The sequence below is a fragment of the Klebsiella sp. R445 genome (assembly GCF_051131755.1).
GTDB lineage: Bacteria > Pseudomonadota > Gammaproteobacteria > Enterobacterales > Enterobacteriaceae > Klebsiella > Klebsiella lignicola.
This window is the reverse complement of sequence record NZ_CP180446.1, coordinates 5,159,273-5,181,692: the sequence shown is the minus strand read 5'-3', so window position 1 is coordinate 5,181,692 and position 22,420 is coordinate 5,159,273. Positions and strand designations below refer to the sequence as shown.

Genomic DNA, 22,420 nt, shown 5'->3' with positions numbered 1-22,420 from the left:
AATAAGTAAAAATGACTCACCAATATCGTTTTATTCATCCAAAACTGACTAATCCACCAAGTTTCAGATACCTCTTCGCCTATGAATCATCTGGTTAGAACCTTAATGCCTTAACTAGAACCCCATTTTTGTCCAATTTTTTTGTTCTGAAATTTGCACCAGATACAGGTTTTTAAAAATTTTAAGAAAGCCGGCAGGATTAAAACGGAAAAACAAGAAACAAAAAACCACAAACAAATCAGAAAACACACAAAAACAACCATTTTAATTAAATAATCCAGCATAAAAAACCATTAAAAAAACAAACTGAAATATATTATCTAAAATTACCCTTATCCGCTATTAGTCGTTATACGTTAAAAAATAAAAACCAGCCTTAGTGATTGGTTTAGAAGAATTCTCGTTGTGTTTCTCTCTGCGGCTTTCACATTTAAAGAGGTTCGCCATGAACGTCAAAACGATGACAGGCAGCGTATTAAGTGGCTTGTTCGGCGCCATTGTTGTGACTCAATCTGCATTTGCACTCCCATTAGAGACCGGCACATTAACCGGCCAGGTGGGGGTACAGCTTACTATCGGAGACGGGTGTACGGTGAATAATGGTACCAGCGCGACTGGCACCAACAGCTGGGGCACCATTGATTTCGGCAGCTATAGCGATCTGGTCAACGCTATTGACGCCGATATGTTAGGTAGCTCTGGAGCCAATGCGGTCTCAGTAACCTGCAGCGACGGTCTCAATTCAACGTTAACCCTTAATGGCGGGGAGCATAGCGGCTCAGGAACGGTAAGGAGGCTGGAGAACGCCGATGGCGATCAGATTCCCTACCGTCTCTACTCGGATAGCAGCCGCCTCACTGAAGTCACTCCTGATGGCGAGATTGCCATTGTGGGCACAGGTACAGCGCAGAACATTCCGATCTATGCGCGTATTCTGCCAGTAGATCAGGGCGCTGTAACCGCGCCGTCTCCAGGTTTATATCAAGATATGGTTATTGCTACCCTGACCTGGTAACGGCACGAGGAAATGGACGTCATGGTACGATCGGAGTGGTTGTTTTTTATCATGCTCGTTAGCGCAGGCGCTTGCGCTGATGTAGCCCAGAAGAGTTTTAAAGTCTCGGCGCAAATTACGACGGGCTGCTTATTAGGCAGCAGCGGTGCCCCAACGGCGGATTTCGGCACGCTAAGCTTCGGGTCGATGTCCTCTCTTTACAATAACGTCGATGTTGCCAGCTCCTCAGGGGCTGGCTCTATTGTCGTCGCCTGCACGCCAGGAATGGCTATCTCAATCGCCCTCGATTATGGCGTCAACGGTGGCTCAGCCACTCAGCGCTACCTGGCAAACGGTAGCGGTAATACCCTTGCCTATCAGCTCTTTCAGGATACCAATCGCTCCAACGTGTGGGGAACTAACGCCCTGGCGTACAGCGTGGCTTCATTTCCGAACACCACCCAAACCTATACGGTTTATGGCCGCCTTTTTGCCACGAATGGCTTCCCGGCGCAGGGTTCGTATACCGATACCGTCACGGTCACACTGACATATTAGATAATAAGCAGGTTATATATGATTCGCAGTAGTGTTGCCCTGTTGTTGCTCTCCTCTTCGCTATTCTCTGCCGCCCATGCCGCCAGTTCCGTTCTGGTGTGGCCGATTTTTCAAACCATCAGCGACAATGAAAAAGGCTCTGAACTTTGGTTGGAAAATCGCGGTACTGCCCCGGTCAATCTGCAGTTACGGATTTTCTCCTGGGATCAAAAAGACTCTTCTGACGCCTACGCCGATCAGAGCGAGGTGGTTGCCAGCCCCCCTTTCACCACCGTGCAGCCTGGACAGCGCCAACTGGTGCGTCTGATGCGCATCGCGCCCGTCGCCGGCGGAAAAGAAAAATCGTATCGCATCGTGATTGATGAAGTTCCGTCTAACCAACCGACGGTTCAAACGGAGAAAAGCTCCGCCGGGTTGAAAATGCGTATGCGTTACGTGCTGCCGCTATTTACCTATGGACAGGGTCTCTCTCCGCTGAAGCTCGAAAGCCCTGTCGAACCAGTAAGAGCAAACCTGGGCTGGACGCTTTCAAGCCAACAGGGTCGCCAGATGCTGTGTATTAAAAATTCAGGCAACCAGCATGCGAGACTTAGCGATGTGTACTGGGCTAAAAACGCAGGTAAGCGGGAAACCACCCAAACCCAGGGACTACTCGGCTATGTGCTGGCGCAGCGCAATGTCTGCTTCCCGGTGGCAAGCAAAACGTCAGTATCAGGAGGCCAGCGACTGTTCGCCAAATTAACCGACAATAGCCAGGCGGTGGAAATTCCGGCCATCCATTGATTATGCGGCTCCTGGCAGGGACGGCAACGGGGGGACTGCTGGCAATCGCATCGTCGACCAGCCATGCAGCAACCTACGACAGCTTACCGGCACCGATGGCTTCATTTAGCCCGAAGCTGGAGTATGTGCTGTATCTGGGCCTGTCCGTAAATGGCAATACTCTGGCTGGCACGGTTCCGGTAAAAGTGAGCAACGATCGCTATTGGGTTTCAGCCTCCGTGTTAAGACAGGCCTACATTCCCCTCCCGGAAGGTGAAACGCTGGTCGATGTTTCGCAGATCCCTTCGGTGCAGTTCGAGTACGATCAGGCCGGGCAAATGCTCAAGCTGAAAGTTCCCGATAGCTGGCTACCGGAACAACGGATTGATAACACCGGCGAGCAGAATTACCATCGGCCGCTCAGTACACCTGGGCTGCTTTTCAACTATGACTCTTACAGTCTCGTCTCGTCTGACGATAGCAAAACCACCAGCACCTCAACGGAAACACGCTTTTTCGGGGCAGCAGGTACCTTTTCCAACTTCGCCGTGATCCGGCAGAACTGGTCTTCTGGGAACGCTGAACAGCAGGGCTATATCCGCTACGACACCCAGTGGAAATATAGCGATACCGAGCGAATGCTGAGCTATCAGGCAGGCGATGTGGTTAGCGATGCCCTAACCTGGAGTAGCTCTGTCCGCCTTGGCGGCCTGCGTTTTAGCCGTAATTTCAGCGTTCGCCCGGATTTGGTGACCTATCCGCTGCTCAATCTGTCGGGCAGCGCGGAAGTCCCTTCGAGCGTGGATCTCTTTATCAACGGTTATAAGGCCAGCTCAACCCAGATCAACGGTGGCCCCTATACCCTGACGAACGTGCCCTTTATCAGCGGAGCGGGTGAGGCAACGGTGGTGACCACCGATGCCCTGGGCCGCCAGGTGACCACCAGCGTTCCCTTTTACGTCTCGAATACCCTACTACGCGAGGGTCTGAGTGATTTTGACTTTTCTATCGGCGCGCTACGCAATAACTACGGCATCAAAAATGCTGACTATGGCGCCGGCGCGGTCAGCGCCATTTACCGTTACGGTGTGAGCAACTGGTTAACGCTATCAACACACACTGAGGACCGCGAAGGGCTAACCAATGCGGGTATCGGCAGTGATATTAGCGTCGGGACGTTAGGCACTTTAAGCCTCTCTGCGAGCGCCAGCCAGGGAGAGGGAAAAGGTAGCCAGTTGACCTCGGGCTATTCCTATTACAGCGGTATTTGGGGAGTGAATTATCAGCATATTCAGCGCAGCGCCGACTTCGATAACCTCAGCAGCTATCGTTCGACCTCAACCCTCAGCCGCCAGTCAGATCAAGCGACCTTAAGTTTCAGCCCGTGGGGCCGTGTGCTGGGATCATTCAGCCTGGGCTACTTCGATATCCAGGCGCAGGACAGTAGCCGTACCCGCCTGATGAACCTGTCGTGGAGTCGGGGATTGTGGAAAAACAGCAGTGTTAATATCAGCGTTAACCACGATCTGCAGGCTAACTCTTATTCCAGTATGCTGCAGCTGATTATCCCGTTTGATGAGCTGGGTAGCGTACAAATCAGCGGGCAACGATCCAGTTCTGGCGAATGGGGGCAAAACATCGCCTATAACCGCTCAGCCCCGGTCGAGGGCGGACTCGGCTGGAATATCGCCCATTCCATAAGCGGTGATAATTATAGCCAGGCCGATCTTACGTGGGTCAATAAGCTAGCAACGTTAAGCGGCGGTTATTACGGCTCACGCGACGATCGTCACGGCTGGTTTGAAGCCGCAGGCTCGGTGGTGCTGATGGATAACAGCCTGTTTTTCGCCCGCCGAATTAACGATGCGTTTATCGTCGTGTCGACCGATGGTTACCCTGACGTCACGGTGAATTATGAAAACCGCAAAGTGGGTGCCACCGATAAGAATGGCCATCTTCTTATTCCATGGGCTACGGCGTGGTACCCAGGCAAAGTGACGCTGGATACCCTGCCCCTGCCCACGGATACCGAAGTTCCGCTGGTGGAACAGCGGATCGCCGTACGGGAGTCCAGCGGCGCGCTGGTGGAATTCCCGGTCCGCCGGGTTCGCTCAGCCACGATCACGCTGGTCGATGGTGCCGGCCAGCCCCTGGCACTCGGCACCCCGGTAGAGGAAACCACCAGTCATCAGGTCAGCGTAGTGGGATATGACGGTATCGTCTGGCTTTCACACCTCAACAGAGAGAATAAGCTGGTTATCAATGCCGACAAAGGCCAGTGCGTTGTGCACTTTGAACTACCCGAACAGACCCCGGTCCCGCAGCGGGTGGGGCCAATCAGTTGCCAATGAAAAACGCGGAGACGATGTTGAAACGCATTCTGATTTTATGCACGCTGCTGTTTTTATTCAGCCCACTCGCTCGCGCGGATATCAGCTGTTCATTTCAGCTCACCAACGCGGCAAGCTTTGGTTCCGTTAACTCATTTACTCTCGCCAGTACGCCGCAAACGGTTAAATCGGCATCAGGTTTCGCCTGCTCCGGCAGCGCGCTGTCGCTACTCAGCACCAATACCATTAGCGCTAAAATCGTCTCATCAGATCATCCAAATGGCACGGTTCCGCAGATGATGAGCGCCAGCGGGACCGATTTTGTACCCTATAGCCTTTGCTCAGATGACAGTTGTTCTGAGGTTTATCCCATCGGCTATATCAAAACCTGGAGTATCACCTCACTTATCGGGCTGCTGGGATTATTCAACGCCAGCGATGGTTCGTTGCCCATTTTTCTGAAAATTCCGTCAGGACTCAATATGCCCGCCGGAACCTATACCGACAATATCAACATTTTGTGGGATTACAGAATCTGCGTCTCAGGTATCATCACCTGTAACTACGCCACCGGCCATCAGCAAGTAGTGCTTAACGTGGCGCTGAAAGTGACGAACTACTGTTTCCTTGATAGTGCGCCGGATGTCGCCTTTGTGCCCGCCTCCCTGCCTTCCAGTTTTTCCGACCTGAGCGGCAAATTTTCGGTTCGTTGCACTAAGAACGCGGCCTTTACCGTAAACCTGACCAGCACCAACCCCACCAGCGGAGGCTGGCGCCAGCTGATGGCGACCATAAATCAGAACAGTTATGCATTGCAGTATCAGTTCTATCAACTGTCAGGCAGCGCATGGACCCAGAGCAACGACCTTAACGTTAGCGGTACCGGCACCGCTCAGGATGTAAACTACACGCTAAAGATTAATCCAGCCCAAACCAGCAAGCCGGCCGGAACCTATAGCGATACCGTCACCGTAACCGTCTCTTATTGAGATTTTAATACCGCGTTTTTCTGTAAAGGGAATGTTAAGGCGTTTTGGGTTGTGGTATAAGAAGGGCAGACCGCCGTGGAAAATGAAGGATTATTTGCGGTCAGATGACATAACAGTTTGATAAGCAACAGATAAAAAGAGACCGAACACGATTCCTGTATTCGGTCCAGGGAAATGGCTCTTGGGAGAGAGCCGTGCGCTAAAAGTTGGCATTAATGCAGGCTAATCGCCTTGCCTTATAAGAATAGATTACCGTGACAGGTTTTCCAGTCCGCGACAAAAGTGGTCGAATAATTCCTGTCGAAATCACGGTGCCAGCAAAAAACCGCCGATCCTGACAAAGGATAACGGCGGTTTTTTTATGTGCTAATACAGCAGGATAGCTTCGGGAATCAGCAAAGTTTCTGCGCGCGTTCAATAAATGGCGCCAGACTCTTTTTTTGTCCCGGATTCTGAAGATCGTCCGCCTGGATCACCGAGATCGGCTGCCCGCTGGTTTTACCTGCTTTCACCTGCTGCTCGGCAATATCATTGAGCGGATACTGCACCAGCGTACTGGGGTTAATGGCAAACAGCGCGTTGCCTGGACGGCAGGTCAGCATCACCTCTTCGCGGGTAAATGCCCAGTTGTCTTTGCCCATCTCAAAGCGGCTGACGGTGATAATTTGCGGTGCCGCCAGCGCGACGCCCGAGCTTGCCAGTAACAACATCGTCAAAAGAGTTTTTTTCATGATTTAGCCAGTTAATTCAGTAAGGTTCCCAGGTTGCAAACAGGCTGACAGCCAGCAACGCCAGTGCGCCAAGCACAATTTCTGCCTGCGTGGTGCGTACAATGAGCTGTTCCGCTCGCGATGCGCTCACCGACATACGTGGCACCAGAACATACCTGTTCACCAACGCAATTGCCACCATCCCGGCGACCAGAGCACATTTGATCAACAGCATCTGTCCCCAGAGGGAGTCGTGGATCAGTCCCCCCTGAATCAGCAGCGAATTCACCACGCCGCTGGCAATCGCTCCCGCCACCGCCAGATGCCCGTAGCGCGAGAAGCGCATCATGGTGCTGATTGCCGACTGACGCCAGCGCCCTCGCGCCAGCCGCAGGCAATAGATGAACGGCAGCAAGCCGCCAAACCAACTGGCAACACAGAACAGATGTACGGCATGATTAGTGCGTTGCAGAACGCCACGAAGGCCCTCGCTCATTGCCGCGTGCCCGACGCCCGCCATCAATATCAGTTGGCCGCAAAGCAGCACCAGCAGCAGCCGGGCCAGACGGCGCGGTCGCAGCCACACCACCGCCAGCGTGACCCAGGCCAGCAGGATTTGCCAGACCCAGACGCTGCCGAAACGGGTGCCGGCGACCGCCTGCCAGATAGCGGGCTGCCAGACATCTCCCCAGCCGTTTCCCATCAACCCGCCCTGCGCCATTAGCATTAGCAGGGCCGTGACGGCGCTGAGCAGCAGCAGATGACGCAGCAGCGGCAAAAAACGCTGCATCAGTAAACGACGCAGAGAGACTGGCGCCCACCACCCGCCATACAGCACGCAGCCAAAGGCCACCATCAGCGACAGGAAGTGGACAAAACGCAGGCCGATATAAATTCCCGTCAGCATCGATTATTTCACGGTAAAGTGGTACTGCCCTTTGGTCTTGTGACCGTCAACGGACACCACATGCCAGTCGACGGTGTATGTCCCTGGCGTCAACGGTTGGGTCAAAGGAACAATCAGCTGGGTCGGATTGCTGTCGCTGCGGGCCAGTTTTCCGGTTGCCACCGATTGCTGCTGCGGCCCGGTCAACGTCACGCCGCTAAATGACGTTTCAATACCTTCAGAAAAGTTGAGGGTCAGCGTCTCGGGAGAAGCCGCCACCGTCGAATCTGCGGCGGGGGTTTGCTGTTGCAGATGAGCGTGGGCAAAGGCCGCGGCGCTGACAAAGAAACCGGCGAGAAGAGCAGAGACACGCAGCGCGCGCCCGGCAGTGATACGCATAATCGTCATTCCTTTTCGTTATGATATGTAGCACAGAGAATAACCCTGTATAATGGCGTAGTCGAGCGGCGCGTCCGAGCCTGACGACTCGCCCGAACGCTTTACGGCATCATGAAGGAGAAACCCGTTGGAAAAAAACCTGGCAAAACTTTCGCAGGATGAGATGGACAAAGTGAATGTCGATCTTGCCGCAGCCGGCGTCGCCTTTAAAGAACGCTACAATATGCCGGTTGTCGCCGATTTAGTGGAAAGAGAGCAGCCAGCGCACCTGCGCGACTGGTTCCGCGAACGCCTGATTGCCCATCGACTGGCCTCCGTTTCCCTGTCGCGATTACCTTATGAACCCAAAGCAAAATAATTGCCATTCCCTGCGGACACCCTACCTGGCAAGGCCGGTGTATTCCCGTACGCGGGTAACCCTGGCCTGGAGCAGCCCATGCTACGCGTAATAGATACCGAAACCTGCGGGTTACAAGGCGGCGTTGTCGAGATCGCCTCCGTGGACATTGTCGACGGGCAGATAACCAACCCGATGAGCCACCTGGTCCGCCCCGACCGCCCGATCAGCCCCCAGGCCATGGCGATCCACCACATCACCGAAGAGATGGTGGCGGACAAGCCGTGGATTGAAGAGGTTCTGCCGCATTATCTCGGCAGCCCGTGGTATGTCGCCCACAATGCCAGTTTCGACCGTCGGGTCTTACCCGAAATGCACGGAGAGTGGATCTGCACCATGAAGCTGGCGCGGCGTCTGTGGCCAGGAATCAAATACAGCAATATGGGGCTGTATAAATCGCGAAAGCTTAGCGTCGCCACACCGGCAGGGCTGCATCATCACCGCGCGTTGTACGACTGCTATATCACCGCGGCGCTGCTGCTCGATATCATGAACGTCTCCGGCTGGCAGCCTGACGACATGGTGACCATCACCGGCCGCCCGGCGCTCCTGACCACCTTCACGTTCGGCAAGTATCGCGGTAAAGCGGTGGCAGAAATCGCGGAAAACGATCCCGGCTATTTACGCTGGCTGTTCAATAATCTGGATCGGATGAGCCCCGAGCTGCGCCTGACGCTCAAGCACTATCTCGGGGAGTAGCGCGATTAGACGTCGGCCTGGCCTGGCAGAGTCCCCTGCGCCAGGCCAATCAGAAAGGCAAACTCCAGCGCCACGCCTTCATAGCTTTTAAAACGCCCCGACTTGCCGCCATGGCCCGAATCCATATCGGTGCAGAGCAGCAGCAGATTATCGTCCGTCTTCAGCTCGCGCAGCTTCGCCACCCATTTCGCCGGCTCCCAGTATTGCACCTGGGAATCATGCAGACCGGTGGTCACCAGCATATGAGGATAGGCCTGAGCGGTCACGCCATCATAGGGGCTGTAGCTCTTCATATAGTGGTAATACGCTTCATCCTGCGGATTGCCCCACTCCTCAAACTCCCCGGTGGTCAGCGGAATCGACTCATCAAGCATGGTCGTCAGGACATCAACAAACGGCACCTGGGCGACGATACCGTGAAAGCGCTCCGGACGCTGATTAATGGCCACGCCCATCAACATCCCGCCGGCGCTACCGCCCATGCCGTAGCATAATTGAGGATCGCCATACCCCTGCGCCACCAGCGCATCACAGACATCAAGGTAATCATTGAAGGTGTTTTTCTTGCACAGGAACTTGCCGTCTTCATACCACTGCTGTCCGAGCTCGCCGCCGCCACGAACGTGGGCGATAGCAAACACGAAGCCACGGTCAAGCAGGCTCAGGCGGCTGGCGCTGAAGTCCGCATCTTCACTGGCGCCGTAAGATCCGTACGCATAGACCAGCAGCGGGTTGCCGCCCTTGCGAAAATGCTCCCGACGGTAAACCAGCGAGACCGGCACCTCGACGCCATCCCGCGCCTTAATCCACAGGTGCTCGCTGCGGTAATGGCTGGGGTCGAACCCTTTGACTTCCTGCTGTTTGAGCACCCGCCGCTCGCCGGTATCCATGTCCAGCTCAAACAGGGTATCCGGCGTGGTCATCGACGAGTAACCGTAACGTAAGCGGGAAGTTTCAGGTTCTGGGTTCCAGGCAAGCCAGGTCACATAGGCCGGATCGTCAAAGGCGATCCCGACCACTTCATGGGTTTTACGGTTAATCTGGCGCAGGCTGGTTAACCCACGCTGACGCTCCTCGACCACCAGCCAGTCGGTAAAGAGCGTAAATCCTTCCAGCATCACGTCCGGGCGCGGTGGGATCAGGGTCTGCCACTGCTGCTCGTCACGTTCGTGAGTCCGGTAGAGGCCGAAATTTTTACCCTCACGATTGGAGCGCAGATAGAAGGCGTGCTGGTAGTGATCGAGGCTGTACTCGTGATCTTTGCGGCGCGGCAGGAAGCACACCGGCTCGGCATCCGGCATTTCGGTATTCAGCAAGCGCACTTCGCTGGTTGTCGCGCTGGCCAGATAGATCACCGCGAACTGCCGGGAAGTGGTGGTATGGAGACTGACGTAAAACATGTCGTCTTTTTCTTCATAGACCAGCGTGTCTGAGTAGGACGGCGAACCGACGGTGTGCCGCCAGACCTGATAAGGCAGCAAGGTAGTCGGATGTTTGCGAACATACCACAGGGTCTGTGAATCATTGCTCCAGGCAAATTCTGGCGTGACGTTCTCCAGCACCTCGGGATACCATTCGCCGCTTTGCAGATTGCACAGGCGCAGGCCATACTGCCGCCGGGAGAGATAGTCCTCCGCCACCGCCATGAGAATGTTGTCCGGGGCAATCCCCAGCCCGCCGAGGGTATAGAATTCGCTCTGGGCCGCGCGCTGGTTACCATCCAGCAGCACCTCCCATTCATCCCACTCCTGCTTCAGCACCGACTGACGCTGATAGATGGCGTATTCACAACCCGGCTCGTACACCTGGCGATAGCGGTAGCCATTTTTGCTGTAGGGGGCGGAAACCTCGCGCGGCGGGATACGGTCGATGATCTCTTTTAGCACCCGATCCTGCAGGCTGCGTTGTGTCGACATGACCTTATGCCCGTACTCATTTTCCTGGCGCAGATAGTCAAGCACTTCTGGCCGCTCGCGATCGTCGTCGCGCAGCCAGAAGTAATTATCGATACGGGTATCGCCATGTAAGTTCATGGCGTGGGGGATTCGTTTTGCTTTTGGTGGCATCGTCTGCTCTTTTGCATCCTTTTCTACTACACAAAATCATTCAAGAAGCGGCTTGAAAGATGGCGTGTCTATAAGGGTGGCAAAAGTGGCCCGCGATGCAAGCAAAACCTGTTTATTTAGGTGGAAAGCGCCTGTTTTTGCGCCTGGATGTCCTGTTCGATCTCGGTCCGCACTTCCGCCGGCAGGCGTAAGGCCTCCCCGAGGGCGTTGAGGTAGCTGCGTTCCATAAAATGATCGATATCGATCACCGCGCAGCTGATGTAGTACACCTCCAGCGCCTCTTGTTCGCTGTTGATCCCTTGAGCCAGACGCTGCGGGTCGAGCGGTTGAGCCAGCGCGCGATCGATCAATACCCGCCCCTGCACATCAATATTGGCGGCACGCAGCTGCTCTTCGATGTTGGCCCGCTCGTGGTCGTCGATGTGGCCGTCGCTTTTCGCCGCGAACACCAGCGCCAGAATCAGCCGCTCGCTGCGGGCATCAAGCCCGGTAGAGGGTGACGCAGATGCAACCGATGGCGCAGCTGTCGGTGATGCTGGCGGTGATGCTGGCGTTGCCGACGACGCTGGTGCGCTCTCGCGCAATTTCTGCTGATACTTATTCCACAACACGCTTCCAGCCACCGCACCGCCGCCGACCAGCAGCGCGCTGGTGCCATATTTAGCCAGCAGCTTGCGCGATGATTTACTGGCTACCAGCAGCCCGGCCAGGCCGCCCAGCGCGCCGGGCAGGAGGAAACTTTTCCCCTCCTGCCGTTCACCTGAGGAGGTAGATTGTCCCTGCTGACCCAGCAGAGACTGGAGTTGATTAAGCCAGTTAGACATGATTTCCCTCGTTGCATAGTAAGCGAAACCATCAGCCTAAACGACGAGATGTCAGGAAATGTGATGAGCAGATAAAGATGCGCAAATTCAGGCCGCAATCAGGCGGCCTTCACCTTGCGGGTTTTCGCCGCGGCAACCTGCGGTTCGTCTGGTTCATCCGCCGCGCCTTCCGCGGTGTCAGCCTGAGGCTCCTGCCCTGCTGTTTCTTCGTCTGATTCTGCTTCCGGCGCTTTCCCTGTTCTCAGGATGTGATGCAGGGTCTCTTTGCGTTCCGCCAGCCACAGCGCCATTTCATCACGCTGTGCTTCTTCAAGCGTCAGCGGGCACGCTACCAGCCAGTCGTTAAGGACTTCGGCAAGATCGAGCATTTTGTCGTAAGCATCGGCCTCTTTTTTGCTGGTAAACGACATTTTTTCCTCACCTTCGCGGATCACCACATATTTAATTTCAACCGCCATTGTGCAGCCTCTTTATACTGTATTTTTATACAGTATAACAAATTTTCACCCTGGACTCAACTGACAGCCATAAAGACAGACGCAAACGTTTTCGTTTATACTACGGCGCATGTTTTTTTACTGTGGAAATGAGTCATGACGTTATTAGGCACAGCCCTGCGCCCGGCAGCAACGCGGGTTATGTTGTTAGGTTCCGGCGAGCTCGGCAAAGAAGTGGCCATCGAGTGTCAACGCCTGGGTATTGAGACGATCGCCGTAGACCGCTATCCCGACGCGCCGGCGATGCAGGTGGCGCACCGTTCGCACGTGATCAACATGCTGCACGGCGATGCCCTGCGGGCGCTGATTGCAGAGGAAAAACCGGACTTCATCGTGCCGGAAATCGAAGCCATTGCCACCGATACGCTGGTTGAACTGGAGCAGGCCGGGCAAAAAGTGGTCCCTACCGCTCGCGCGGCTAAGCTGACCATGAACCGCGAAGGTATCCGTCGCCTGGCCGCAGAAGAGCTGCAGCTGCCGACCTCCTCCTACCGCTTCGCCGATAGCGAAAGCGCTTTTCGCGATGCGGTGGACGAAATTGGCCTGCCCTGCATTGTGAAGCCGGTCATGAGCTCTTCCGGCAAAGGCCAGAGTTTTATTCGCCGCGCTGAACAGCTGACTGATACCTGGCAGTATGCGCAGCAAGGCGGCCGCGCCGGTGCCGGTCGGGTTATCGTTGAAGGAGTGGTGAATTTCGACTTTGAAATCACCCTGCTGACCGTCAGCGCCGTGGATGGCGTGCATTTCTGCGCCCCGGTCGGCCATCGTCAGGAAGATGGCGACTATCGCGAATCCTGGCAGCCGCAGCAGATGAGCGAACTGGCGCTGGCCCGCGCCCAGGAGATTGCCAGCAAGGTGGTACTGGCGCTCGGCGGCTATGGCCTGTTCGGCGTGGAGCTGTTTGTCTGTGGCGATGAGGTGATCTTCAGCGAAGTCTCCCCGCGTCCGCACGATACCGGCATGGTCACCCTGATCTCGCAGGATCTCTCCGAATTTGCCCTGCACGTCCGGGCGTTTCTCGGCCTGCCGATCGGCGCGATTCGTCAGTACGGCCCGGCGGCCTCGGCGGTCATTCTGCCGCAGTTGACCAGCCAGAACGTCACCTTTAGCAATATTCAGGCGGCGGTGGGTGCAGGCCTGCAGCTGCGCCTGTTCGGCAAGCCGGAAATTGACGGCTCCCGTCGACTCGGCGTGACGCTGGCGGTCGCTGACAGCGTTGAAGATGCAGTGGCGCGGGCAAAAACCGCCGCCTCTGCCGTCGTGGTTCAAGGATAAAAAAAACCCGGTAGCACGAATGCTACCGGGTGAGTACTTTACGATAAATCAGGGCGTGAAAATTACTTCGCGCCTTCTACCGCTTCGCGAGCAATGCTGGTGATACGGTCATAATCGCCACTTTCCAGCGCATCTGCCGGTACCAGCCAGGAACCGCCGATGCACAGCACGCTGTTCAGCGCCAGGTAGTCACGGTAGTTCGCCGGAGAGATGCCGCCAGTCGGGCAGAAACGGATATGAGCGAATGGACCGCCGATAGCCTGCAGCGCTTTCACGCCGCCGTTGGCTTCTGCCGGGAAGAATTTGAACTCTTTCAGGCCATACTGCATGCCCAGCATCAGCTCAGAAACGGTGCTGATACCCGGGATCAGTGGGATGGTGCCTTCTTCCGTTGCCGCTTTCAGCAGGGACTCGGTCAGGCCCGGGCTGATAGCAAATTGCGCGCCTGCGTCGGTGACGGCTTTCAGCTGCTCGACGTTGGTAACGGTACCTGCACCAACAATCGCGTCCGGCACTTCTTTGGCAATCGCGCGGATAGCCTCAAGCGCACATTCGGTACGCAGCGTCACTTCCAGTACACGCACGCCGCCTGCAACCAGCGCTTTTGCCATCGGCACAGCGTGTTCCAGCTTTTTCACCACGATTACCGGTACAACCGGGCCGGTGGTGAGGATTGCTTCTGCAGTTGTTTTCCAGTTTTTCATCAGATTTTCTCTCGCCAGATCTACAATTCGAATCGTCTTAAAAAGTGATGCAGGTTGCGCCCTGTTCCGCTCCGGAGAGGTTCTCACGCAGCGCAGAGAACATTTCCCGGCCGGTTCCCACTCGCGAACCGCTCAGGTCAGGAATATGCGGCTGACGCGCAGCCAGTTCAGCATCATCCACCAGCAGCGTCAGTTCACCGGTCTGCCCGTTCACGCGGATGATATCGCCATCACGTACTTTTGCCAGCAGGCCGCCATCATAAGCTTCAGGCGTGACATGGATTGCTGACGGAACCTTGCCGGATGCGCCAGAGAGTCGCCCATCGGTAACCAGCGCAATTTTGAAACGGCGGTCCAATAATACACCAAGTGGCGGCATAAGTTTATGTAATTCTGGCATGCCGTTCGCTTTTGGCCCCTGATGACGGACCACCACCACGCAATCTTTGTCCAGCATCCCGGCTTCAAACGCCGGCAGCACGTCGTGCTGGCTTTCAAAAATCACCGCGGGAGCTTCGATAACCTGGTTTTCTACCGGCACAGCGGAGGTTTTCATGACCGCACGGCCAAGGTTACCGCTGAGCACTTTGGTCCCACCATGGCGAGAGAATGGCTTATCGAAAGTGGCGATGACCTGATCGTCCAGAGGCGCACTTGCCCCTTCACGCCAGTCCAGCTCGCCGTTATTCAGCCACGGTTCCATGGTGTAACGGGAGAGTCCATACCCGGCCACGGTATTCACATCTTCGTGCAGCAGGCCGCCCTTGAGCAATTCACGCACCAGCACCGGCACGCCACCTGCAGCCTGGAAGTGGTTAATATCGGCCGGGCCGTTCGGATAGAGACGCGCCAGCAGCGGGACCACGTCGGACAGATCGGAGAAATCATCCCAGTTGATGATAATGCCGGCGGCGCGAGCCATCGCCACCAGGTGCATCGTATGGTTGGTGGAACCGCCGGTCGCCAGCAGCGCCACAATACCGTTCACCACCACTTTCTCATCGAACATTTTGCCCAGCGGCATCCATTCGTTGCCGTTACCGGTCAGGCGCGTCACCTGACGGGCCGCAGCGGTAGTCAGCGCCGTACGCAATTCGGCATCCGGGTGGACAAAAGATGAGCCTGGGAGCTGCATCCCCATAAACTCCACCACCATCTGGTTGGTATTCGCGGTGCCATAGAAGGTACAGGTGCCCGGCGCATGATAGGAGGCCGCTTCTGACTCCAGCAGCGCCATACGATCGACCTTACCTTCAGCATACAGCTGGCGAATCCGTACTTTCTCTTTGTTCGGCAGGCCGCTGGCCATCGGGCCTGACGGCACGAAAATGGACGGCAGGTGACCAAAAGATAGCGCCGCCATGGTCAGCCCCGGGACGATTTTGTCGCACACGCCGAGGTACAGCGCGCCATCGAACATGTTATGCGACAAGCCGACCGCGGCCGACATCGCAATCACTTCGCGGCTCAGGAGCGAGAGCTCCATACCATCCTGCCCCTGGGTGACGCCATCGCACATCGCCGGCACCCCGCCCGCAACCTGGCCAACCGCATTCACAGAATGCAACGCCTTGCGGATGATATCCGGATAGTACTCATAGGGCTGATGGGCGGAGAGCATGTCGTTGTAGGAGGTAATGATAGCGATGTTGTTACGCAACATGCTTTTCAGCGAGGCTTTATCATCCGACTGACAGGCAGCAAAGCCGTGGGCCAGGTTACCGCAGGCCAGCTGGGCGCGATGGACGGTATCCGTCTTCGCCTGGTTAATCCGTGCGAGGTAGGCGGTGCGGGTTTCACGCGACCGCTCGATAATGCGATTTGTTACCCGTAACATTGTCGAGTTCATAAAGGCTCCTGAATTTTTATCTGTCCGGCCACAGTGATTTAACGATGACTTATTCGGTGAAAGGCACCAGCACTGCAGCTCAGCGGCAAAATATCTACAGGCAGTGTAATAAAAAAAGCCCCGGGGGTGAATCCTCCCGGAGCTTAAAAGGCTAAAAATTATGCGACATACTGCGTCAGATCATGTTACCGGTAAAATAACTCATCCGGATAAGCTGCTGACTATTCGAATTCGTTCCAGGAACGACCATCGCGGGTAATCATCGCCACGGAGGCAACCGGTCCCCAGGTCCCCGCCTGATAAGGCTTAGGCGCATCGCGATCCGCCGCCCAGGCTTCGGTAATGGAGTCCACCCACTTCCACGCCTCTTCCACTTCATCACGACGCACGAACAGCGCCTGGATCCCACGCATGGTTTCCAGCAGCAGACGCTCGTAGGCATCCGCCAGGTGAGTCTGATTGAAGGTTTCCGAATAGCTCAGATCCAGCTTGGTGATCTGCAGATTGTGTTTGTGATCCAGACCAGGAACTTTGTTGAGCACCTGAATATCAACGCCTTCGTCCGGCTGCAGACGAATGGTTAATTTGTTCTGCGGCAGCTCCTGCCAGTTCTCTTTGAACAGGTTCAGCTCCGGTGTTTTGAAGTAAACCACGACTTCAGAACATTTGGTCGGCAGACGTTTACCGGTACGCAGGTAGAACGGCACGCCAGCCCAGCGCCAGTTATCAATATCCACGCGGATCGCCACGAAGGTTTCGGTATTGCTGGATTTGTTCGCGCCCTCTTCTTCGAGGTATCCCGGCACTTTTTTACCCTGAGCAAAACCGGCGGTGTACTGACCACGGACGGTTTTTTCACGCACGTTGGAGCGATCGATACGGCGCAGTGATTTCAGTACTTTGACTTTTTCATCACGGATGCTGTCGGCGCTGAGATCTGACGGCGGCGACATGGCAATCATGCACAGGATCTGCAGCAGGTGGTTCTGGATCATGTCGCGCATCTGCCCGGCCTGATCGAAGTAACCCCAGCGGCCTTCAATACCGACTTCTTCCGCCACGGTGATTTCAACGTGGTCGATGGTGCGGCAGTCCCAGTTATTCACAAACAGGGAGTTCGCAAAACGCAGCGCCAGCAGATTGAGCACCGTCTCTTTGCCGAGATAGTGGTCAATGCGGTAGACCTGGCACTCTTCGAAGAATTCGCCGACCTGGTCGTTGATTTCGCGGGAGGTATCCAGAGAGGTCCCCAGCGGTTTTTCCATGACCACGCGCGCCGGTTTGGCATTCAGTTTTGCTTCGCCGAGGCCTTTGCAAATCGCGCCAAAGGTGCTTGGCGGCATCGCGAAATAGTTAATAGTGACGCGATTTTCCTGATCCAGCATTTTGCCGAGGCGAGAAAACGCTTTGGTATCATTCACATCGAGGTTACAAAAATCCAGACGTCCGCTCAGGGTATCCCACAAACTTTCATCGATTTTTTCCTTCATGAAAGTTTCCAGCGCTTCACGAACTACTTTGGTGTAAGCATCTTTATCCCAGTCAGCACGTCCGACCCCGATAATGCGGGTGTCAGGGTTGATCTGGCCAGCCTTTTCAAGCTGATACAGGGAAGGCAACAATTTACGACGCGCCAGGTCACCCTTTGCGCCGAAAATGACCAGATCGCATGCCTGGGCCGTTTGCGTTACCGCCATGTCATTCTCCTCAGTTGATAGTCTGGTGCTTATGCCAGGCTATATTTGTAATTTTATTACACTGCACTGTACTGTGTTTACGAACTTCCCGAAACCCTCTGGCCCCTATTCCCGCAGCTAAACCGCACGCGGAGAAAAGTTCCGCCGACAATTTGGGCAAACGGCCTGGTGAGTTCGTTGTTTCGACCGCTTTTAAGTTAATAAAATACGACTCTGATCATGTAATGAAAAAAAACAACATTTTTTAACGTCATTCCTCCCCGCTGGCGACAGCAGAGGGGTATATTCTTGCTAAAACGCCTGATGATTTCATCCATTAATGAAATCGTTTCCACTGATGAGCGCCCTGTTACCCATGAATATGCTGGAAAAAATCCAGTCCCGACTGGAACACCTTAGCAAATCCGAACGCAAAGTGGCGGAAGTCATCCTTGCTACGCCTGCTCAGGCCATTCATTCAAGCATTGCGGCCCTGGCGCTGGAGGCTGGCGTCAGCGAGCCTACCGTTAACCGTTTTTGCCGGAGCCTTGAAACCCGCGGCTTTCCCGATTTTAAGCTTCATCTGGCACAAAGCCTGGCGCACGGGACCCTCTATGTTAACCGCAATGTCGATGAAGACGACAGCGTCGAGTCCTACACCGGTAAAATATTTGAGTCGGCCATGGCCAGTTTAGATCAGGTCCACCATTCGCTCGACATGTCAGCGGTGAATCGGGCCGTCGATCTGTTAACCCAGGCCAAGAAAATTGCCTTCTTTGGCCTCGGTTCGTCAGCGGCGGTCGCCCATGACGCCATGAATAAATTTTTCCGTTTTAATGTCCCGGTCATCTATTCCGATGACATTGTCCTGCAACGCATGAGCTGTATGAATTGCGATGACGATGACGTGGTGGTGATTATCTCCCATACTGGACGGACTAAAAGTCAGGTCGAACTGGCGCAGCTGGCGCGTGAAAACGATGCCATGGTCATTGCCATTACCTCGCCAGGCACGCCGTTGGCCCGCGAGGCCACGTTATCGATTACGCTTGATGTCCCTGAAGATACGGACATCTACATGCCAATGGTTTCACGTCTTGCCCAGTTGACGGTCATTGACGTGCTGGCGACCGGTTTTACCCTCCGTCGTGGCGCTAAATTCAGAGATAACTTGAAGCGGGTCAAGGAAGCATTAAAGGAATCGCGTTTTGATAAAGAACTACCCGTACGCAGCGATAACCCATAAAACCTGATAATGAAGTAGTGACCTATTAGACCTTCGGTTTTGTCCCGGTACAGCAAATTTGCTGGCTGGCACCACCGATTCCATGTTCACGCAACACCAAAGTTGTTTTAGTCAACGGAGTATTACATGTCCAGAAGGCTTCGCAGAACCAAAATCGTAACGACCTTAGGCCCAGCCACCGATCGTGATAACAACCTCGAAAAGGTTATCGCCGCGGGTGCTAACGTAGTACGTATGAACTTCTCTCACGGTACCCCGGAAGATCACCAGATTCGCGCGGATAAAGTCCGCCAGATTGCGGCTAAACTGGGCCGCCATGTTGCGATCCTCGGTGATCTCCAGGGACCGAAAATTCGCGTATCCACCTTCAAAGAAGGCAAAATTTTCCTCAATATCGGCGACAAATTCCTGCTGGACGCCGAACTGGGTAAAGGTGAAGGCGATAAAGAACGCGTCGGTATTGATTATAAAGGTCTGCCAGCGGACGTTGTGCCGGGCGATATCCTGCTGCTGGACGACGGACGCGTACAGCTGAAAGTTATCGAAGTTCAGGGCCTGAAAGTGTTCACCGAAGTCACCGTCGGCGGCCCGCTGTCGAACAACAAAGGCATCAACAAACTGGGCGGTGGCCTCTCTGCGGAAGCGCTGACCGACAAAGACAAAGCCGACATCGTAACGGCGGCGAAAATTGGCGTCGATTACCTCGCCGTCTCCTTCCCGCGCTGCGGCGAAGACCTGAACTATGCCCGCCGTCTGGCACGTGAAGCCGGTTGTGACGCCAAGATCGTCGCCAAAGTTGAACGTGCAGAAGCCGTGTGCGATCAGGACGCGATGGACGACGTGATTCTGGCTTCTGACGTGGTCATGGTGGCACGTGGTGACCTCGGCGTTGAAATCGGCGATCCGGAACTGGTCGGGATTCAGAAAGCCCTGATCCGCCGCGCCCGTCAGCTGAACCGTTCGGTGATCACCGCGACCCAGATGATGGAGTCGATGATCACCAACCCGATGCCAACCCGTGCGGAAGTCATGGACGTCGCGAACGCCGTCCTCGATGGTACCGATGCGGTAATGCTGTCTGCTGAAACGGCCGCCGGCCAGTACCCGTCAGAAACCGTCGCCGCGATGGCGCGCGTCTGCCTCGGCGCAGAGAAGATCCCAAGCCTCAACGTGTCCAAACACCGTCTTGATATTCAGTTCGATAACGTTGAAGAAGCGATCGCCATGTCTGCGATGTATGCGGCAAACCACCTGAAAGGGGTCACCGCTATTATCACCATGACCGAATCTGGCCGTACCGCACTGATGACTTCTCGCATCAGCTCCGGGCTGCCGATTTTTGCCCTCTCCCGCCACGAGCGCACCCTGAACCTGACCGCCCTGTACCGTGGCGTGACGCCGGTGCATTTCGACAGCACCAGTGACGGCGTTGCTGCGGCTCACGATGCGGTAATTCTGCTGCGCGATAAAGGCTACCTGGTCTCCGGCGACCTCGTTATCGTCACCCAAGGTGACGTGATGAGCACCATCGGCAGCACCAACACCACGCGTATCCTCACCGTCGAATAATATTCCGGTCGCGAAACGCCTGAAACCTGCCAGCATCACGCTGGCAGGTTTTTTTTGTTGAAAGATACGTGGAAGATTAATCACCTGCAGCCCGGCGAATCAGACGATCCAGCTCATTAACAGCGTGGCGGCAATCACCGTTGAGGCCCCGCCGATACGGGTGGCGATCTGTGCGAAAGGCATCAGCGACATGCGATTGGATGCCGAGAGTATCGCAACATCCCCGGTTCCCCCGAGACCGCTATGGCAGCTGGTGACGATCGCCGCTTCCACCGGATACATATTCAGCCGTGAGGCGATAAAAAAGCCGCTGAGCGCCATCGACAACACCACCGACCCGCACACCACGACATAGCCGACGGAGAAGACCGAAACCACGCTCTCCAGAGGCACATACAGCATGCCGAGCCCAATCATCAACGGCCAGACCAGCGCGGCAGAGACAAATTTGTAGCAGCTGTGCGCCCCCAGCTCCATCGCGGCGGGGATAACTTTGGTGTATTTACACAGCACCGCCGCCAGAATCATCAACACCGGACCCGGAATGTGCAGCACCTTCTCCAGCAAGCCGCCAACGATGAAAAAGGCACAGATCATCAGCAGTCCGGCGCCCATCAGCTGGAAATCGGTCGGTTGTCCGCTCTGCGCCTGCGAGAAGACGCGGTTATCATCATGGCTGCGAATCAGCATGCCGTCACCGGAAAGCTGCGGACGGCGTGCGCCAAGGCGTGCCAGGAAGCCGGCGCAGATGATGGCAAAAATGTTCCCCACCACCGCGGCTGGTGCCAGCTGCGCGACATAGACATCCGGAGTCTGTCCGAGGATCGCCGAGTAGGCCAACGACAGCGGCAGGATCCCTTCCCCGATACCGCCGCCAATAATCGGCACGATGATAAAGAAAAAGGTGTGATACAGGCTGTAGCCAAACAGGCTGCCTACCAGTAGCCCGGTGAATATGGCCGCTCCGGTTCCGACCACCAGCGGCACGAACATCCGCACCATCCCCTGAATCAGGATGGTTCTGTTCATGCCCAAAATACTGCCGACCACCAGACAGGCGATGACGAAATAGAGCAGATTGGCCTCTTTCATTAGCAAGTGCACGGTGCCCAGAGTGTGTGGATCAAACACGCCAAAATAGACCAGCACCGACGGCATCATCAGGCACAGGATCGCCGGACCGCCGATATCTTTCAGCACCGGCACCATCCGCCCTATTTTAGCCAGCGCAAACCCTAAGGTCATGATGACCGCCAGCCCGCCGATCATATTCTTTGGTAACACTCCCGCCATCGACGCCACCACCACAATCGTGGCGATACCGACAAACAGGGTTAACGGCACGGCGCCGACGTCAACGTTCGAAAAAAACCGCGCGGTTTGCCCACTCGAGTGCGTTTTTTCAATCGGGTGGTTCAGTGAATTATTTTTCATATCTCACCTGCGTTGTAATAGCTTGCGTAGGATCGGGGCGCAATATATCCGTCATACTTCAAGTTGCATGAGCGTTGGCTTGACTCGTTATTCCGCTCATCCTTAAGCCTCACCCTTATCAGGGCCGCTGCTCGCAGCGTTCAAATCTGTTCCAGAAAGATTTGTCACCCCAGTCACTTACTTCAGTAAGCTCCTGGGGATTCCTTGCGTCGCCGCCTGCCTGCAACTCGAGTTATTTAGGATATATAAAAAATTACGCCATTAAATAAAAATGGAAATAAAAATTAAAAATTAAGTGCTTTTATAATTGAAACCATCAAAACGGTAACACAGGGTTTTGCTATTAAAAAGCCAATACCCCTGTTACCTGTCGATTTTGTGACTGAGACAATAACTCGCTTTTAAGTAATTTAATTTATCGCTGTGAAGCTAAAGTTATCAGCAAACAGGATTCTGTAACACCTGCCATATAAAACAAGGCGTTATTCTCACCCGTGTTATTTGTAAGTAAAGTTCCTGACGCGAAATTATTTAAACACTAGCCACTGTGATGTCA

At 55.0% G+C, this 22,420-nt stretch carries 20 protein-coding genes; 10 read left to right on the top strand and 10 right to left on the bottom strand.

Annotation, left to right across the window (positions count from 1 at the left end):
* The first annotated feature begins 445 nt into the window (after positions 1–445).
* From ACMYSN_RS24380 to ACMYSN_RS24360, 5 genes are read left to right on the top strand one after another with little or no spacing between them, the layout of a single operon-like run.
* Complete coding sequence (locus tag ACMYSN_RS24380) at positions 446–1,015, top strand: Csu type fimbrial protein (RefSeq protein WP_462496472.1); 570 nt, start codon at positions 446–448, stop codon at positions 1,013–1,015.
* 21 nt (positions 1,016–1,036) lie between these two features.
* On the top strand, positions 1,037–1,552 hold the full coding sequence (locus tag ACMYSN_RS24375; RefSeq protein WP_462496471.1) for a Csu type fimbrial protein: 516 nt from the start codon (positions 1,037–1,039) through the stop codon (positions 1,550–1,552).
* 18 nt (positions 1,553–1,570) lie between these two features.
* A complete protein-coding gene (locus ACMYSN_RS24370) occupies positions 1,571–2,335 on the top strand; it encodes a fimbrial biogenesis chaperone (RefSeq protein ID WP_462496470.1) in 765 nt (254 codons plus the stop codon).
* Between the two features lie 2 nt (positions 2,336–2,337).
* Complete coding sequence (locus tag ACMYSN_RS24365) at positions 2,338–4,665, top strand: fimbria/pilus outer membrane usher protein (protein ID WP_462498336.1); 2,328 nt, start codon at positions 2,338–2,340, stop codon at positions 4,663–4,665.
* Between the two features lie 14 nt (positions 4,666–4,679).
* On the top strand, positions 4,680–5,633 hold the full coding sequence (locus tag ACMYSN_RS24360; protein ID WP_462496469.1) for a Csu type fimbrial protein: 954 nt from the start codon (positions 4,680–4,682) through the stop codon (positions 5,631–5,633).
* 392 nt (positions 5,634–6,025) lie between these two features.
* On the opposite strand, the gene ACMYSN_RS24355 is transcribed toward ACMYSN_RS24360, so the two are convergent.
* From ACMYSN_RS24355 to yobA, 3 genes are read right to left on the bottom strand one after another with little or no spacing between them, the layout of a single operon-like run.
* Entirely contained in the window at positions 6,026–6,364 is a 339-nt protein-coding gene (locus ACMYSN_RS24355; protein WP_462496468.1) for a YebY family protein, read from the bottom strand.
* Positions 6,365–6,380: 16 nt separating this feature from the next.
* Positions 6,381–7,250 carry a copper homeostasis membrane protein CopD gene (gene copD / locus ACMYSN_RS24350; protein WP_462496467.1) on the bottom strand — a complete coding sequence of 290 codons (870 nt, stop codon included), beginning with the start codon at positions 7,248–7,250 and terminating at the stop codon, positions 6,381–6,383.
* Positions 7,251–7,253: 3 nt separating this feature from the next.
* Complete coding sequence (gene yobA, locus ACMYSN_RS24345; protein WP_462496466.1) at positions 7,254–7,628, bottom strand: CopC domain-containing protein YobA; 375 nt, start codon at positions 7,626–7,628, stop codon at positions 7,254–7,256.
* A gap of 127 nt (positions 7,629–7,755) precedes the next feature.
* Between yobA and ACMYSN_RS24340 the strand changes: the two genes are divergently transcribed.
* Entirely contained in the window at positions 7,756–7,986 is a 231-nt protein-coding gene (locus ACMYSN_RS24340) for a DNA polymerase III subunit theta (RefSeq protein ID WP_123754895.1), read from the top strand.
* Between the two features lie 78 nt (positions 7,987–8,064).
* Positions 8,065–8,724, top strand: coding sequence for an exodeoxyribonuclease X (gene exoX / locus ACMYSN_RS24335; RefSeq protein WP_123754896.1), 660 nt, complete (start codon positions 8,065–8,067; stop codon positions 8,722–8,724).
* 5 nt (positions 8,725–8,729) lie between these two features.
* On the opposite strand, the gene ptrB is transcribed toward exoX, so the two are convergent.
* The 3 genes from ptrB to ACMYSN_RS24320 form a co-directional block, all read right to left on the bottom strand.
* Positions 8,730–10,790: a S9 family peptidase gene (gene ptrB, locus ACMYSN_RS24330; RefSeq protein WP_462496465.1), complete on the bottom strand. Its 2,061-nt coding sequence runs from the start codon at positions 10,788–10,790 to the stop codon at positions 8,730–8,732.
* 116 nt (positions 10,791–10,906) lie between these two features.
* Positions 10,907–11,614, bottom strand: coding sequence for a tellurite resistance TerB family protein (locus ACMYSN_RS24325; RefSeq protein WP_462496464.1), 708 nt, complete (start codon positions 11,612–11,614; stop codon positions 10,907–10,909).
* Positions 11,615–11,712: 98 nt separating this feature from the next.
* A complete protein-coding gene (locus ACMYSN_RS24320) occupies positions 11,713–12,072 on the bottom strand; it encodes a YebG family protein (RefSeq protein ID WP_462496463.1) in 360 nt (119 codons plus the stop codon).
* A gap of 135 nt (positions 12,073–12,207) precedes the next feature.
* Between ACMYSN_RS24320 and purT the strand changes: the two genes are divergently transcribed.
* Positions 12,208–13,386, top strand: a complete 1,179-nt coding sequence (purT, locus tag ACMYSN_RS24315) for a formate-dependent phosphoribosylglycinamide formyltransferase (RefSeq protein ID WP_462496462.1) — start codon at positions 12,208–12,210, stop codon at positions 13,384–13,386.
* A gap of 62 nt (positions 13,387–13,448) precedes the next feature.
* Here the strand turns inward: purT and ACMYSN_RS24310 are convergent, their stop codons facing one another.
* The 3 genes from ACMYSN_RS24310 to zwf all read right to left on the bottom strand — a co-directional run bounded on the left by ACMYSN_RS24310 (position 13,449) and on the right by zwf (position 17,636).
* Positions 13,449–14,090 carry a bifunctional 4-hydroxy-2-oxoglutarate aldolase/2-dehydro-3-deoxy-phosphogluconate aldolase gene (locus ACMYSN_RS24310; protein ID WP_174508035.1) on the bottom strand — a complete coding sequence of 214 codons (642 nt, stop codon included), beginning with the start codon at positions 14,088–14,090 and terminating at the stop codon, positions 13,449–13,451.
* A 37-nt stretch (positions 14,091–14,127) separates the two neighbouring features.
* Positions 14,128–15,939, bottom strand: a complete 1,812-nt coding sequence (gene edd, locus ACMYSN_RS24305; RefSeq protein WP_462496461.1) for a phosphogluconate dehydratase — start codon at positions 15,937–15,939, stop codon at positions 14,128–14,130.
* Between the two features lie 221 nt (positions 15,940–16,160).
* Positions 16,161–17,636: a glucose-6-phosphate dehydrogenase gene (gene zwf, locus ACMYSN_RS24300; protein ID WP_123754903.1), complete on the bottom strand. Its 1,476-nt coding sequence runs from the start codon at positions 17,634–17,636 to the stop codon at positions 16,161–16,163.
* Between the two features lie 319 nt (positions 17,637–17,955).
* Here zwf and ACMYSN_RS24295 point away from each other — a divergent pair, with 319 nt between their 5' ends.
* Positions 17,956–18,861 (top strand): MurR/RpiR family transcriptional regulator, encoded by a 906-nt coding sequence (locus tag ACMYSN_RS24295; RefSeq protein ID WP_174508033.1) that lies wholly within the window; start codon positions 17,956–17,958, stop codon positions 18,859–18,861.
* A gap of 126 nt (positions 18,862–18,987) precedes the next feature.
* Positions 18,988–20,430: a pyruvate kinase gene (pyk, locus tag ACMYSN_RS24290; protein WP_123754904.1), complete on the top strand. Its 1,443-nt coding sequence runs from the start codon at positions 18,988–18,990 to the stop codon at positions 20,428–20,430.
* 99 nt (positions 20,431–20,529) lie between these two features.
* Here pyk and ACMYSN_RS24285 read toward each other — a convergent pair whose 3' ends face one another.
* Positions 20,530–21,864 (bottom strand): 2-hydroxycarboxylate transporter family protein, encoded by a 1,335-nt coding sequence (locus ACMYSN_RS24285; RefSeq protein WP_462496460.1) that lies wholly within the window; start codon positions 21,862–21,864, stop codon positions 20,530–20,532.
* Positions 21,865–22,420: the final 556 nt, after the last annotated feature.

Bases quoted from the DNA above. Each gene is read 5' to 3' on its own strand.
- ACMYSN_RS24380 (WP_462496472.1), top strand. From the start codon at position 446: ATGAACGTCAAAACGATGACAGGCAGCGTATTAAGTGGCTTGTTCGGC.
- ACMYSN_RS24375 (WP_462496471.1), top strand. From the start codon at position 1,037: ATGGTACGATCGGAGTGGTTGTTTTTTATCATGCTCGTTAGCGCAGGC.
- ACMYSN_RS24370 (WP_462496470.1), top strand. From the start codon at position 1,571: ATGATTCGCAGTAGTGTTGCCCTGTTGTTGCTCTCCTCTTCGCTATTC.
- ACMYSN_RS24365 (WP_462498336.1), top strand. From the start codon at position 2,338: ATGCGGCTCCTGGCAGGGACGGCAACGGGGGGACTGCTGGCAATCGCA.
- ACMYSN_RS24360 (WP_462496469.1), top strand. From the start codon at position 4,680: ATGTTGAAACGCATTCTGATTTTATGCACGCTGCTGTTTTTATTCAGC.
- ACMYSN_RS24355 (WP_462496468.1), bottom strand. From the start codon at position 6,364: ATGAAAAAAACTCTTTTGACGATGTTGTTACTGGCAAGCTCGGGCGTC.
- copD (WP_462496467.1), bottom strand. From the start codon at position 7,250: ATGCTGACGGGAATTTATATCGGCCTGCGTTTTGTCCACTTCCTGTCG.
- yobA (WP_462496466.1), bottom strand. From the start codon at position 7,628: ATGCGTATCACTGCCGGGCGCGCGCTGCGTGTCTCTGCTCTTCTCGCC.
- exoX (WP_123754896.1), top strand. From the start codon at position 8,065: ATGCTACGCGTAATAGATACCGAAACCTGCGGGTTACAAGGCGGCGTT.
- ptrB (WP_462496465.1), bottom strand. From the start codon at position 10,790: ATGCCACCAAAAGCAAAACGAATCCCCCACGCCATGAACTTACATGGC.
- ACMYSN_RS24325 (WP_462496464.1), bottom strand. From the start codon at position 11,614: ATGTCTAACTGGCTTAATCAACTCCAGTCTCTGCTGGGTCAGCAGGGA.
- ACMYSN_RS24320 (WP_462496463.1), bottom strand. From the start codon at position 12,072: ATGGCGGTTGAAATTAAATATGTGGTGATCCGCGAAGGTGAGGAAAAA.
- purT (WP_462496462.1), top strand. From the start codon at position 12,208: ATGACGTTATTAGGCACAGCCCTGCGCCCGGCAGCAACGCGGGTTATG.
- ACMYSN_RS24310 (WP_174508035.1), bottom strand. From the start codon at position 14,090: ATGAAAAACTGGAAAACAACTGCAGAAGCAATCCTCACCACCGGCCCG.
- edd (WP_462496461.1), bottom strand. From the start codon at position 15,939: ATGAACTCGACAATGTTACGGGTAACAAATCGCATTATCGAGCGGTCG.
- zwf (WP_123754903.1), bottom strand. From the start codon at position 17,636: ATGGCGGTAACGCAAACGGCCCAGGCATGCGATCTGGTCATTTTCGGC.
- ACMYSN_RS24295 (WP_174508033.1), top strand. From the start codon at position 17,956: ATGAAATCGTTTCCACTGATGAGCGCCCTGTTACCCATGAATATGCTG.
- pyk (WP_123754904.1), top strand. From the start codon at position 18,988: ATGTCCAGAAGGCTTCGCAGAACCAAAATCGTAACGACCTTAGGCCCA.
- ACMYSN_RS24285 (WP_462496460.1), bottom strand. From the start codon at position 21,864: ATGAAAAATAATTCACTGAACCACCCGATTGAAAAAACGCACTCGAGT.